Raw genomic sequence first — 13,602 nt, forward strand, 5'->3', positions numbered from 1 at the left:
TGTTCTGGGCCACCTGGGGGAAGTCGTGGCCGGCGTTGACGCGAACGGGCGGAAACCTTGGGGGCAGGGGGAACTGTGGGGGTTCGAGCGGCGCGCCGTGCGCGCCTGTTAGCGCTGAGCTGTGTCGTGGTGGTGGGCGCGAGCCTGCTCCAGGCCGTGACGTACGGGCCGGCGGCAGGGGCCGCGCCCGGTGTCACCGCGGGTGCCGGTCCGGTCGATCGGCCCGAGCCCGCGTCCGCGCGGCCGGACGAGGCCGTGCCGCCGGACAAGTGGCCACCGGTCGTCCCGGCCGGACTGAAGGCCGGTGGCGCACCGGCCAAGGTGGACCGGGCGAGACTCGCACAGGTCAGGGCGGAGGCCGACGAGGTCTTCGCGAACGTCGACCTGCGCTCGGGTTTCGTGCTCGGCGACACCTCGCTGGTGGCCTACTTCGACGTGAAGGACGACCCGCGGCCGTGGCAGTCCTGGCGCGTGCGGGTGTTCGACGCGCAGAGCGGGACCGAGCAGGCCTCGACCACGCTGCCGCGGTCCGAACTGAACGTCCGATGTGGAGCTGTGCGGCAGTTCTGCCGCTCGTTCGGCGCGGCTGACGGCTGGGTGCTGGACCGCGAGAAGGACTACTTCATCACGATCGCCGCGCTGCTCGACGAGGGTGGCGAGCTCGTGTCGGCGCCGAGCCCGAACAGCAGGCCGCGCACGACGGAGCTGCCGGATCCTCTTCCGATCGAGCAGGTGTCCGGGTGCGGGTGCGGTGCGGCGCTGAGCAGCACCGGCGCGCGGCCGGCGTTCCGCGGTGACGGCGTCAACACCGCGACCGGCGCGTACAGCAGGCTCGAACCGGACCTGGCGATGGCATCGTTCGGCATCCCGTTCGCATCGAACCGCGTGTACTCGTCCAGCCTCACGATTCCCGGGCCGTTCGGGCCTGGCTGGGCCTGGTCGTACAACATGCGCGTGACGCCGACCGACCAGGGCGCTCTGGTGCTCGCGGACGACGGCGCGCAGGTGCTCTACAAGAACGCGGACGGCGGCGGTTTCCAGCGTCCGCCGGGCGTGCGGTCGACGCTGCGCAAGACCGCGACCGGCTGGGAGCTGGTCACCCTCACGCAGATCGTCCACGAGTTCGACGGCCAGGGCAGGCTGATCGCGATCCGCACGCCGCGCGGTGTCGCGACGAAGCTCGCGTACACCGGTGAGGGCGTCGAGATCACCGACCCGTCCGGTCGCGTGGTGAAGGTGCGCGTCGAGAACGAGCGGATCCGCTGGATCCAGCTGCCCGACCACCGCAAGACGTTCTACGACTACGACGATGCCGGACGCCTGAAGGCGTTCAAGGACGCGCGCGGCTTCAAGTGGAAGTACGGCTACGGTGCCGACGGCCGGTTGACCGAGGTGCACAGCCCGCAGGACCACAAGCGGATCATCTTGGTGCGCAACGAATACGGCGCCGACGGCCGTGTCACGAAGCAGCTCGACGCGTTGGGCAACGCCACGTCGTTCGCGTGGAACGGCGAGACGCAGGAGTCGACCACGACCGACGCGGACGGCGTGATCGTCCGTGACGGATACCGCGGCAACGTGCTGCTCTACACGCGTCGTGGTGCTGGTGACACGGACAACCACCGCTACGACAAGTCGTTGAACCGCGCGTTGGTCGTCAACGGCAACCACAACCAGCACGAGTCGCTCTACGACCTGAACGGCAATCCGGTCACCCGTCGTGCGCCGCAGCCGATGGCGTTCGACGAGAAGACCAAGTACGACGCGCGCAACAACCCGATCGAGTTCACCGACGCGAACGGAAACGTCTGGAAGAACACGTACAACGAGTTCAACGAGCTGATCCGCAGCACGGACGCGGAGAACCACTCGATCACCTACGCCTATGACGAACGCGGGCTGCGCATCAGTCAGACCGATCAGCGCGGCAAGGTGACGAAGTACGAGTACTTCGCCGCCGGACAGCCGAACTCGGGTCTGCTCGCCGCCGTCGTCTCGCCGGAGGGCAGGCGTTCCGAGCTCGGCTACGACAAGACCGGCCGCCGCGTCGCGGAAACCGACCCGCGCGGCACGGTCCCCGGCGCGAACCGCTGGGACTACACCACGAAGACGAGCTACGACGAGCTGGACCGCACCGTCGAGGTGCAGGAACCCGGAAAGCACAACTCGTACCGCACGTTCTACGACGAGGTGGGCCGGGTCCGGGCGACGATCAACCCCGAGGGCCTCGAGGTCAGGAACCGCTACCTCGACAACGGCCGCCTCGACGCGGTGACCGACCCGCGCAGGACCATGTCGATCACCTACACCAACGCGGGCCGGCGCGCGGCCGTGCGGACCGAGATGCGCGGCGACGGTCCCGACCTCGTCACGTCGTACAAGTACAACGCCAAGGGTCTGCTGCAGTCGACCACGTCGGCGCGCGGCAACGTGCCCGGCGCGAACCCGGCGGACTTCACCACCACGTACCGCTACGACGCGAACGACAACCTGGTCCGCATGTCCCGGCCGTATCCGGGCGGCCAGGTCGTGCACCGCGACATCAAGGTCGACGAGCTCGACCGCACGACGTCCACTGTGGACGAGTTCAACAAGACGTCGTCCAACCGGCGCGACAACAACGGTCAGGTCACGTCGGCGACGGACACGCTCGGCCGTGAGATCAAGATGGGCTACGACCGCAACGGGCGGCAGACGTCGCAGTCCGACGCGGGCGGCAACTCCTCGACGTTCACCTACGACGAGGCGGGCAACAAGACCAGCCGCACCGACGCGTCCGGCGGCAAGACGACGTGGGAGTACAGCGACGACGGCCTGCTGGTCGCGACCACCGAGCCGCGCGGCAACGTGCCCGGTGCGGACAAGGAGAGGTTCACCTCCCACCTCGAGTACGACCTGGCGGGCAACCGGGTCAAGGTGATCAACGCGCTCGACCAGGCCACGACGACGACCTGGGACGCCAACAACCGGATGACCTCGGTCACCGACGCCAACAACCACACGACCCGCTACCGCTACCGGGAGGACGACCAGGTCCACAGCATCCATCAGGCGGATGCGCAGTACTTCCCGCTCGCGCCGGACATCAACGCCACCGTCTACGACTACTACGAGGACGGTCTGCTGAAGTCGGTGCGGGACCCGAAACTGCACACCACGCGCCTGGACTACGACCGCGCCGGCCGCCCGGTGAGCTCGGTGGACCCGTTGGGACGCAAGGCCGAAGCGGGTTACGACGCCGAGTCCAACCTCGTCACGATGATGACCCGCCGGCAGGGCGAGCACATCTCCGACGAGGAACGGGCCAAGCGCACGATCGTCAATACCTACGACATCGTGAACCGGCGCGAACGCCGTGCGCTGGGCAGTGGCGGCCCTGTCTACACGTGGGGTTACGACGCCAAAGACCGTGTCACGTCCTATGGCGACCCGTTGGGCGTCCGTGAGGTCACCTACGACGACGAGGACCAGATCAAGAAGGTCGTGCGTCGCGAAGCGGGCGGCCGCACCGAGACGTTCAACTACGAGTACGACGTCCGCGGCGACATCACCAGCCGCGAGTACCCGGACGGCACACGGGTCACGTCGGACTACGACAAGGACGGCCGGGTCACCAGCGTGACGGCGGCGGGTGCGACGTGGAACTTCGGCTACGACGTGGCCGGACGGCGGATCCGCACGACGCTGCCCGGCGCCACGGGGCTGGCGGAGAACCGCACGTACGACGACGCGGGCCGGCTCACGAGCATCGGTACCGAGCGCGTCGGTCCGGCGCGTCCGGACGTGCAGGATCCGGTGTCGCGGTACCAGTTGACGCTGGACCCTGTCGGCAACCCGACGAAGGTCGACACCACTCGCGGTGGCGTGACCGAGACCGTCGCGTACGCCTACGACGAGGCGGACCGCGTGACGTCGGCGTGCTACGCGGCGGCGGACTGCGGCAAGCACACGCCGTCGGCGGGCCGGATCGACTACCAGTACGACCTGGTCGGCAACCGCCTGTCGCAGAAGAGGTCGGGCACCGCGGGCGACGACGTCACCCGTTACCACTACGACGCGGCGAACCAGCTCACGAAGAAGATCTTCGATCCGCGTGGTGGCAGCCCGACGACCACGGAGTACGGCTACGACCTCAACGGCAACCAGACCAAGGCGGGCAAGGAGAAGTTCACCTACAACCTGGACAGCTCGCTCGCCACGGCCACGAACGCCGGCGGTCAGCAGACGACGTTCTCCTACGACGCGACGGGTCTGCGGCTCGCCGGCACCAGCGGTGAGCACACCAAGCGCTGGGCGTGGGACGTCAACGGCACGCTGCCGCAGATCGCGCTGGACACCACCACCAATGCTTCCGGTGGCGTGGTCGAGAAACGTGCCTTCGCCTACGGCCCGGACGACGAGCCGCTGGCATTGATCGATCCGGCGGCGGGAGTGCACTCCTACACGCACGACTGGCTCGGCGGCATCGCGAACATGCTGTCGCCGGACGGCAAACCGCTGGCGGGCTACGACTACGACCCGTTCGGCAACCCGCGTCAGGGCCCGACCCTGACGCCCGGCAAGCCAGAGGGCCCGGCGAACCCGTTGCAGTTCACCGGCCAGTACCAGGACTCCAGCTCCGGTGAGGGCAACTACTACCTGCGGGCCCGCAACTACAACCCGGACACCGGCCGGTTCACCTCCACCGACCCGATGCCGCAGCCGGGCCCGGCGATCTCCGCCTACGCCTACGCGGAGAACAACCCGATGGCGTTCACCGACCCGACCGGTGCGGTGGTCGACGCGGGCGGCGGTGGTGGCACGACGCTGGAGAACGGTGCCACCGAGCCGACCGGTCCGAGCCCTGAGGACGTGGCGAAGGCCCAGCAGATCCAGAGCAAGAGCGTCCTCGACGTGATTCTGGAGGCCGGTGGTCAGATCCTCATGGAGTTCCTGGGGATCAACGACCTGATGAACTGCCTCAAGGGCAACCTGGGCGCGTGCGTGTCGCTGGTCGTGGGCGCGCTGCCGTGGGGCAAGATCTTCAAGGCGCCGAAGATCATCGCGGCGATCTTCAAGGCCGGCAAGGCCGTCGTCACCTTCTTCCAGGAGCTGAAGTGGGCGCGCGCCATCATCCAGGGCGCGGAGAAGGCGGCAGAGGCGGCGAAGGCGGCGGCCGCGGCAGCCGCGAAGGCTGCGGCGGAGAAGGCGGCGAAGGCCCGTGCCGCGGCGGAGGAAGCGGCTCGCAAGGCCGCCGCCCAGGCCGCTGAACGTGCCAAAGCCGCGGCGGCCAAGGCGAAAGCGGCCACCAAGAAGAAACCCGAGACGTGTCCGACCGGCGGCAAGCACAGCTTCCCGGCGGGTACGCGGGTGCTGCTCGCGGACGGCACGACCAAGCCGATCGAGGAGGTCCAGTCCGGCGACACGGTCGTGTCGGCCGACGAGAAGTCCGGCAAGTCCGCTGCGCAGCAGGTGTACTTCACGATCCGCACCGACCACGACAAGTCCTATGTGGACATCACGGTGGTCGCGGAGGACGGTTCGAAGTCCACGATCACGGCGACGGACAACCACCCGTTCTGGTCGGTGACCGCGGGACGCTGGGTCGACGCGGGCGACCTTCGCGCCGGCGATCTGCTCAAGACCGCCGCCGGGACGTTCGTGCAGATCGGGGCGGTGCGCGCCTACACGGCGTCGCAACGCACGTACGACCTGACGATCAACGGCACCAGCACGTACTACGCGCTCGCCGGTTCGACCCCGTTGCTGGTGCACAACTGTGGCACGAACCTCGCGGACGAGGCGGCCAAACTGCCGAAGGACCGCGACCGGAGGTCCACGGGCATTCTCGACGTCGGCACGGAGCAGTTCCCGATCTCAAGCGGTCCCGGGGGTCACTCCGAGCTGGTCAAAAGCCTTCCTGGGCGGACCAAACAGAACCAGGACCACGTCGAGACGCATGCCGCGGCGTTCTTGAGGAGCAATCCGGGGATCAGGAATGCGGTTCTCTACGTCCAGAACGCCAAGGGGCAGATGTGCCAAGGGCCTCGAGGGTGCTTCGAGAACCTCGAGGACATGCTCCCGGAAGGCGTGCGCATGTGGGTGTACATGAACGGAAATCCTGTCGGGAGGGGTCCTTTCATCGGTAACGCCAACTAGGCGGCCGGTGCATAATGACGGCGTGGAAGAACTGCTTTCGATATCCGAAGACAGTGTCGAAAAGTTCCTGAGGCGATGGTACGGCGAGCCGGATCTGCCGGCTCGCCCCCTGCCTGCGGATGTGCGGGTGCCGGCGCGGCTGAGGGCCTGGTTCGAGCTCACCTCCCGGTGGTCCGCCGACATCTGTGCGGTCAGCGGGCCACTGGACCCTCCGGAGCTCGTGGCAGAGGACGGAAAGCTGATCTTCTGGGTGGACGGGCCGGGTTCCTGGGAATGGGGTGCGTCCCTTTCCGGGGACGATCCTCCGGTGTTCGGCAGGGAGGTGGACTCGGACTGGGTGCCGGCCGGTGAGTCCCTGTCCGAGTTCCTCCTCCACGTGACCGTGCTGGAGACCGCGATCGGGGCCTCGAACCAGTGCTACGCGCACGGCGTCCCGGCGGAGCGGTTGTCCGGGGTCGTTTCCGGCTATCGCGCTCTTCCGCTGCCGGTGTTGCCGTGTCCGTCGATGGATTCCCGGATGTTTGTCGGATCGGATGCGCTGCTCCAGGTTTCGGAGAGCGTGAGCGATTTGACTCAGCCGAAGGGGGAGTTGTTCGACGTTTCGGTGTCGGTTTTGATGCCGGCGTCGATTGACGAAGTGATCGACAGCCATCCGGAGATTCCCTGGAAGCGTTACTCCGCGGTCGTTCCAGAGGGATTCTCGCCCGATGATCTTCCGGGATTTCTCCGTTAGCCGAGGCCCCTGCTGGTGTGAGCGCCCGCACCAGGCACAATGGAGCACCGTGGGGATCTCGGAGGGAGCTGTGGTGGGCCAGGGTCAGTTGCGCGGTGTGGTTGCACTCGACGGACCGGCCGGCACCGGCAAGTCCACCGTCGCGAAGCGCCTCGCGATGGCGCTGGACGCGCGCTACCTCGACACCGGCTCGATGTACCGGGCGATCACGGTGGCGGTGCTGCGCGCCGGGGTCGATCCGACGGACCCGGGGAAGGTCGCCGAGATCGCGGACGGCGCGAAGCTCGTGGTCGGCACCGACCCGGAGAAGCCCGGAATCACGCTGGACGGTGACGACGTGTCCGTGGAGATCCGCGGGCCAGAGGTGACGCTGGCCGTGTCGCCGGTGTCGGCGACCGCGCACGTGCGGGAGCTGCTCGTGGCGCAGCAGCGGGCGATCATCGCGGATGCCGTCGACAACGTCGGTGGCATCGTCGTCGAGGGGCGGGACATCGGCACCGTCGTGTCGCCCGACGCGCCGTTGAAGGTGTACCTGACCGCGTCGGAGGACGCGCGGGCGCGGCGGCGGACCAAGCAGGACAGCGCGGCCGGACGTGAGTCCACTTTGGACGCCGTGCTGAAGGACGTGCAGCGGCGCGACAACTACGACTCGTCGCGAGCGGTGTCGCCGTTGAAGGCCGCGGCGGACGCCGTCGAGGTGGACACGACCGACCTCGACCTCGCGGGCACCGTGGACGCGTTGCTCGACCTCGTCGAACGGCGCGGGCTGAGGGTGACCGGGTGAGCGTGCCCGAGGGCACCGTCGGGTGGCTGTTCGACTTTGGACGGTGGATCGCGCGCGTTCCGTACGCCTGGCAGTTCCGGATTCGGGTGCACGGCCGCGACCGCGTACCCTTGAGCGGCGGCGTGGTCGTCGTCGCCAACCACAGCTCGATGGCTGATGGACCGATCCTGTTCGGTGTCGTGCCCCGGCGCGTGACGTTCCTGATCAAGCAGGAGATGTTCAAAGGTGTCGTGGGCAACCTGCTGCGCAAGATCGGCCAGATTCCCGTCAAACGGGGAGAAGCCGATCGCACGGCGCTGACCAGCGCGTTGTCCGTGCTCAAGGCCGGTGGCGTGATCGGGATCTTTCCCGAGGGCACGCGCGGTGAGGGCGACGTGGCTTCGGCGCAGAACGGCGCGGCGTGGCTGGCGCGGGTCGGCGGCGCGGTGGTGCTGCCGGTCGCGTGCCGCGGGACGTACCAGGCCAAGGGCTGGCGGCCCCACGTCGACGTGATGATCGGTGAGCCGTTCCACCTCCCGGACGGGAAGGGGAAGGCCGCACTCGGCGTTGCCACCGAGCAGGTGCGCGACCGCCTGGCGACACTGGTCGCCGAACTCGATGGACTTCGTATGAGTGAGGGAAGACGATGACGGACCTGGACGGCACCTGGGAGGACGAGGCCGACTGGTCAGCCTTCGACGACCTCGACGGCTCCGACGGTGAGGACTCTTCGCCGCCGCAGCCGGTGCTCGCGGTGGTGGGGCGGCCGAACGTCGGCAAGTCCACGCTGGTCAACCGCATCATCGGCCGGCGAGAGGCCGTGGTGCAGGACGTGCCGGGCGTGACGCGTGACCGCGTGGCGTACGACGCGTTGTGGAACGGCCGCAAGTTCACCGTGGTCGACACGGGCGGCTGGGAGCCGGACGCGGTGGGCCTGCAGGCCGCGGTGGCCGCGCAGGCGGAGCTCGCGATGGCGACGGCGGACGTGATCCTCGTGGTCGTGGACGCGACGGTGGGCGCGACGACCACGGAAGAGGCCGTCGCGAAGGTGCTGCGCCGGTCCAAGAAGCCGGTGATCCTGTGCGCGTCCAAGGTGGACGACGACCGGCTCATGGCCGACGTCGCGTCGCTGTGGTCGCTGGGCCTCGGCGAGCCGGTCCCGGTGTCCGGCCTGCACGGCCGCGGCTCCGGCGACCTGCTCGACGTGATCCTCGCGAAGCTGCCCGAGACGCCGCGTGACGACTTCGGGGCACGCAGCGGTGGTCCCCGGCGCGTGGCACTGGTCGGCAAGCCGAACGTCGGCAAGTCGTCGCTGCTGAACCGCCTGACCGGTGAGCAGCGCTCGGTCGTCGACTCGGTCGCGGGCACCACCGTCGACCCCGTCGACTCGCTGGTCGAGCTCGACGGCGAGGTGTGGCGCTTCGTCGACACCGCCGGCCTGCGCAAGCGGGTGAAGTTCGAGAGCGGCGCCGAGTACTACGCCTCGCTGCGCACCAAGTCGGCGATCGAGACCGCCGAGGTCGCGATCGTGCTGCTTGACGCGCACGAGCCGTTGTCCGAGCAGGACCTCCGCGTGCTGACGATGGTCGTCGAGTCGGGCCGCGCGTGCGTGCTGGCGTTCAACAAGTGGGACCTGGTCGACGAGGACCGCCGCAACGAGATGATCCGCGAGCTCGAACGCGGCCTCGTGCGAGTGCCGTGGGCGGACAAGGTCAACATCTCGGCCCTGACCGGCCGCTCGGTGCACAAGCTGGCCCCGGCGCTGCGCACGGCCCTGAACTCGTGGGACACCCGGGTTCCGACCGGCCGCCTGAACCAGTGGCTGTCGGACCTGATCGCCGCCACGCCGCCCCCCGTGCGCGGCGGCAAGCAGCCCAAGGTGCTGTTCGCGACCCAGGCCTCGACCCGCCCGCCGACGTTCGTGCTGTTCACGACCGGTTTCCTCGAGGCGGGCTACCGCCGGTTCATCGAGCGCAAGCTCCGCGAGGAGTTCGGCTTCCAGGGCAGCCCGGTCCGCATCTCGGTCCGCGTCCGCGAGAAGAAGAAGTCGGGCGCCGCCAAGAGGTGAGCTGGTCAGAGCGAGAACTTGTTCCTCGCTTCGGTGAGCCGTTCGACCAGCAACGCACATTCGGCCTGAGTGTGCGTGCTGGTCACGCCGATCCGCAGCCTGCCTTCTCCTGACGGCACGTGCGGGTGCACGAACGTTCCGACGAAGATCCCGTGGTCCATCAGCCAGTTCGAGACGGCCACGGTCTTGTGCTCGTCACCGACCAGCACCGGGACGATGTGGCTGGTCGTGCGCATCAGGTTCAGCCCGGCCTCGGTGAGGCCGTCGATGACGAACCTGACGTTGTGGTCGAGCCTGGCGCGCAGGTCGCCGCCGTGTTCCTCGACGAGCTGGAGCGACGCGAGGCTCGCGCCCGCGACGCCGGGCGCGCTGCCGCGTGAGCTGGTGTAGCTCGGAGCGAGGTAGCGCAGCTCGCGTTCGAGCCCCTTGCCGGTGAGGACGAACCCGCCGACGCTGCCGAGCGCCTTGCTCATCGTGCCGACCACGGCGTGCACCCGGTCCAGCACCCCGAAGTGGTCGGCCACGCCCAGCCCGTTCGGTCCGATCGCGCCGAACGAGTGCGCCTCGTCCACGACGACCAGCGCGTCGTGTTCCCCGGCGAGTGCGGTGATCTCGTCCAGCGGCGCGAAGTCCCCGTCAGCGCTGTACAGGCCGTCGACCAGGATCACCCGGCGGCGCTTGTCCTTCTCCTTGCGCAGCAGGTTTCCAGCTTCTTCACGTTGTTGTGCGGGAACGTGCGCAGCTCGGCACCGGACAACCAGCTGCCCATGTAGATCGAGATGTGGGCGGTGCGGTCGCAGAGGATGACGTCCTCCGCGGAGGCGATGGTGGAGATCACGGCGAGGTTCGCGGCCATTCCGGACGGGAAGAGGATCGCGGACTCCTTGCCGGACAACGTCTTGAGCTTCGCCTCGATGCCGTCGTGCAGCCGGGTGCGGCCGCAGAGCAGTTGCGCGCCGTAGGTGTTCGTGCCGAACTCGTGGATCGCGTCGATCGCGGCCTGTTTGAGCGCAGGCTCCTGGGAGAGGCCGAGGTAGTCGCACGAGCCGAACATGAGCAGATCGCCGTGCGCGGCGGTCGTGACGTGGTGGCCTCGGTTGGTCTCGATCACCGGGAAGAACGGCGAAACGCCCTCGTCCTCCCACTCGTCGTACAGGGCGGTCGACTTGCCGAACAACGTCACTGGATCCCCCTGGAAAGTGCGGTGCGGTCGGTCTTGCCGTTGGCCGTGCGCGGCAGTTCGGCCACCACGGAGAGCGAGTCGATGATCATGTAGCCGGGCAGGCGTTCGGCGCAGTGCCGTTTCAGGCCGACGAGGCCCGGGCGCTTGTCGTTGCGCGGCACGACGACGGCGTGCAGTTTCGCCTCCAGGCCGCTGCCCCTGACGACGACGGCCACGGCGCCGACATCGGGGTGAGCGGCGAGCGCGGTTTCGATCTCGCCGAGTTCCACGCGGTGGCCGCGGACCTTGACCATGGCGTCGCGCCGGCCGCGGTACTCGAGCACCCCGTTCGTTCGTCTGCCGAGGTCGCCGGTGCGGTACGGGCCCTGCTGCGGTGGCCCGCCCCAGTAACCGAGCATGACGGTGGGGCCGTCGACGACGATCTCGCCGTCGTCCAGCTCGACGTTGTTGCCACAGCTGGGAGAACCGATCGGCAGTGGGCGGCTCGGATCGACGTCGTGCACCTCGTACGACGTGCAGACGTTCGTCTCAGTCGGCCCGTACCAGTTGAACAGCCTGGTGTTCGGCCACGCCTTGCGCAGCTCGAGCACCTGGTCGGACGGGAACGGTTCGCCCGCGAAGACGCAGACGCGCAGGGCGTTGTCCCGGTGCAGAAGGCCGCCTTGCCGCATCATGAGCAGCAGCGCGGACGGCACGGAGTACCAGACCGTGATGCCACGCGTGACGAGGAAGTCCGTGAGCTCCGCCGGGTGGTAGGCGACATCGCTCGGCACGAGGTCGACCGCGGCGCCCGCGTGGAAGGCGCCGTAGAGGTCGAACACGCTCAGGTCGAAGTTGAACGGCGCGTGGTTGCTGAGCCGGTCTCCCCGGTGCAGACCGGTTTCGCGGGCCGCCCAGGAGACGAACGCTTCGGCGTTGCGGTGGCTGACGCAGACGCCCTTCGGTTCGCCGGTCGAGCCCGAGGTGTAGAGGACGTAGGCCGGGTCGTCCGGCTCCGGCTCGTGGATCTCTGGTGCTGAGCCCGCGGTTGGCGCGGTGCGCGAGTCGGTGATGGCCAGCTTCGGCCGCGCGCTCCTGATGATCTTTTCCACGCGCGCGGGAGGGTTGGCCGGTGCCACCGGTACGTAGATGGCGCCGACTCGCAGTGCGGCCTGCATCAGTGCGATGGTGTCCGCGCTCTTGTCGGCGGTGATGACGATGCGGTCGCCCTTGCCGATGCCTTGTTCCCGCAGGCCCGCGGCGAGGTGGCCGGCACGGTCGTCGAGCTCGCGGTAAGTGATCGTCGTGGTGCCGTCGTGGATGGCGGGCGCCTCCGGTGTGCGTCGGGCGGCCTCGCCGACGAGCCGGTGCAGCGCGGTCACAGGCCCAGCTCCAGTGCCGCCAGCTGCCGCTGGATGTCCGACGTGCCGGAGAAGATCAGGCCTCCCACGGCGTCCCTGAGGTGCTCCTCGATGCCCTCGCCGGTCTGGTAACCGCGGCCGCCGAAGAGCTCGACGGCGTCCAGCGCGGTCTGCACGGCGGCCTGTGAGACGGCGAGCTTCGACAGTGCCGCGGGAAGCACCGCGAGATCGTCCTGGTCGATCGCCCAGCAGGCCTTGTAGAGCAGCAGACGGGCGCTTTCCAGTCGCAGCCGCATGTCCACGACCCGGTTGCTGACGGACTGGAAGTCGCTGAGCCGCCTGCCGAACTGCTTGCGCTGCTTGACGTGCCTGATGCAGCGCTCGATCAGCCGGTCCTGCACGCCGAGGTAGATCGCGAAGAGGCAGGCGCGTTCCCAGAGCATGCCGTGCTGGAACACGAGGGAGCCGTTGCCCAGCACCGCGTCCTCCGGCACCGCGCAGTCGCGGAACTCGACGGTGCCCGCCGCGCAGCCGTTCATGCCGAGCTTGCCGAACGGCTCGCCCCTGACCAGGCCGGGCGTGCCGGCGTCGACCACGAAACCGGTGGTGCCGAGGTGGCCCGCGGTGGGGTCGGTGACGGCGTAGGTGACGTAGACGTCCGCGATCGGGCCGTTGCTGACGAAGCTCTTCATGCCGTTGAGCACATATCCGTCGTCATCGCCGTTGCGCACGGCGGTGGTCTTCAGCGCTCCGATGTCGGATCCGGCGTCCGGCTCGGTCATCGCGTTGGCGCCGATGAGCGTGCCATCGCACAGTCCGGGGAGCTTCTTCTTCTGGCTCTCGGAGCCGAACGCGGCGATCGGCAGCGCCACGGCGAAGAGGTGCGCGCCAGCCGCGAAGATCAGCCCGGTGTCGTGGCAGCCGTACCCGGCGGCCTCGAAGACCAGGGCGGTGTCGAGCGCGCCGAGTCCTCGTCCGCCGTGTTCGACGGGTATCGCGGCGCCGAGCACGCCGAGTTCACCGAGCCGTTGCCAGTCGTATTCGCCGGCATCCCGAATTGTCCGGCAGCGGTCTCTTTGTGCGGCCGTCTGGCCGAACTCCATCCGGCTCACCCGCGCAATGCCGTGACGAGTCCGGCGATGCTTTGCAGATCTCGGAAGTTCTCCGTCGTGACTTGGGCCGGTGGAACGCGCACACCGAATTCGGTGCGCACGTACGTCACCAGCCGCGTGGTTTCGATCGACTTGAGGATTCCCCACTCCATCAGCGGTGTCGTGGCCGTGAGCTCCTCGTCCTCCCCGTCGAGGAACTCGTCGCGCACCAGTTCGGTGAGCTTCTCCAGCACATCGCGGTGGTACTCGTCGGACATGGGTCCCC

The 13,602-nt window shown here is 68.6% G+C and carries 8 protein-coding genes and 1 pseudogene; 5 read left to right on the plus strand and 4 right to left on the minus strand.

What is annotated here, in order from left to right; genetic code table 11:
- Nucleotides 1–75 precede the first annotated feature (75 nt).
- From C8D87_RS42635 to der, 5 genes are all read left to right on the plus strand, one after another.
- Entirely contained in the window at nucleotides 76–6,138 is a 6,063-nt protein-coding gene (locus C8D87_RS42635) for an RHS repeat-associated core domain-containing protein (RefSeq protein ID WP_170166790.1), read from the plus strand.
- A gap of 22 nt (nucleotides 6,139–6,160) precedes the next feature.
- Nucleotides 6,161–6,871: a hypothetical protein gene (locus C8D87_RS42640; RefSeq protein ID WP_109638910.1), complete on the plus strand. Its 711-nt coding sequence runs from the start codon at nucleotides 6,161–6,163 to the stop codon at nucleotides 6,869–6,871.
- A gap of 97 nt (nucleotides 6,872–6,968) precedes the next feature.
- Nucleotides 6,969–7,655 carry a (d)CMP kinase gene (gene cmk, locus C8D87_RS42645; protein WP_170155116.1) on the plus strand — a complete coding sequence of 229 codons (687 nt, stop codon included), beginning with the start codon at nucleotides 6,969–6,971 and terminating at the stop codon, nucleotides 7,653–7,655.
- Nucleotides 7,652–8,284, plus strand: a complete 633-nt coding sequence (locus tag C8D87_RS42650; RefSeq protein ID WP_109638908.1) for a lysophospholipid acyltransferase family protein — start codon at nucleotides 7,652–7,654, stop codon at nucleotides 8,282–8,284. The genes cmk and C8D87_RS42650 overlap by 4 nt, the downstream gene beginning before the upstream one ends.
- Nucleotides 8,281–9,702, plus strand: coding sequence for a ribosome biogenesis GTPase Der (gene der, locus C8D87_RS42655; protein WP_109638907.1), 1,422 nt, complete (start codon nucleotides 8,281–8,283; stop codon nucleotides 9,700–9,702). The genes C8D87_RS42650 and der overlap by 4 nt, the downstream gene beginning before the upstream one ends.
- A gap of 5 nt (nucleotides 9,703–9,707) precedes the next feature.
- Here the strand turns inward: der and C8D87_RS49015 are convergent.
- From C8D87_RS49015 to C8D87_RS42675, 4 genes and pseudogenes are all read right to left on the minus strand, one after another.
- A pseudogene (locus C8D87_RS49015) lies at nucleotides 9,708–10,756 on the minus strand (aminotransferase class I/II-fold pyridoxal phosphate-dependent enzyme).
- A 125-nt stretch (nucleotides 10,757–10,881) separates the two neighbouring features.
- Entirely contained in the window at nucleotides 10,882–12,246 is a 1,365-nt protein-coding gene (locus tag C8D87_RS42665; RefSeq protein ID WP_112232149.1) for an AMP-binding protein, read from the minus strand.
- A complete protein-coding gene (locus tag C8D87_RS42670) occupies nucleotides 12,243–13,328 on the minus strand; it encodes an acyl-CoA dehydrogenase family protein (protein ID WP_112232151.1) in 1,086 nt (361 codons plus the stop codon). Before C8D87_RS42670 ends, C8D87_RS42665 begins: the two co-directional genes overlap by 4 nt.
- Nucleotides 13,329–13,333: 5 nt before the next feature.
- Nucleotides 13,334–13,594 carry an acyl carrier protein gene (locus C8D87_RS42675; protein ID WP_112232153.1) on the minus strand — a complete coding sequence of 87 codons (261 nt, stop codon included), beginning with the start codon at nucleotides 13,592–13,594 and terminating at the stop codon, nucleotides 13,334–13,336.
- Nucleotides 13,595–13,602: the final 8 nt, after the last annotated feature.

Source organism: Lentzea atacamensis, assembly GCF_003269295.1.
In the GTDB taxonomy this organism is placed as follows: Bacteria; Actinomycetota; Actinomycetes; order Mycobacteriales; family Pseudonocardiaceae; genus Lentzea; species Lentzea atacamensis.

Excerpts from the sequence above, each read along its gene's own strand:
- der (WP_109638907.1), top strand. The coding sequence starts at position 8,281 with ATGACGGACCTGGACGGCACCTGGGAGGACGAGGCCGACTGGTCAGCC.
- C8D87_RS42670 (WP_112232151.1), bottom strand. The coding sequence starts at position 13,328 with ATGGAGTTCGGCCAGACGGCCGCACAAAGAGACCGCTGCCGGACAATT.
- C8D87_RS42675 (WP_112232153.1), bottom strand. The coding sequence starts at position 13,594 with ATGTCCGACGAGTACCACCGCGATGTGCTGGAGAAGCTCACCGAACTG.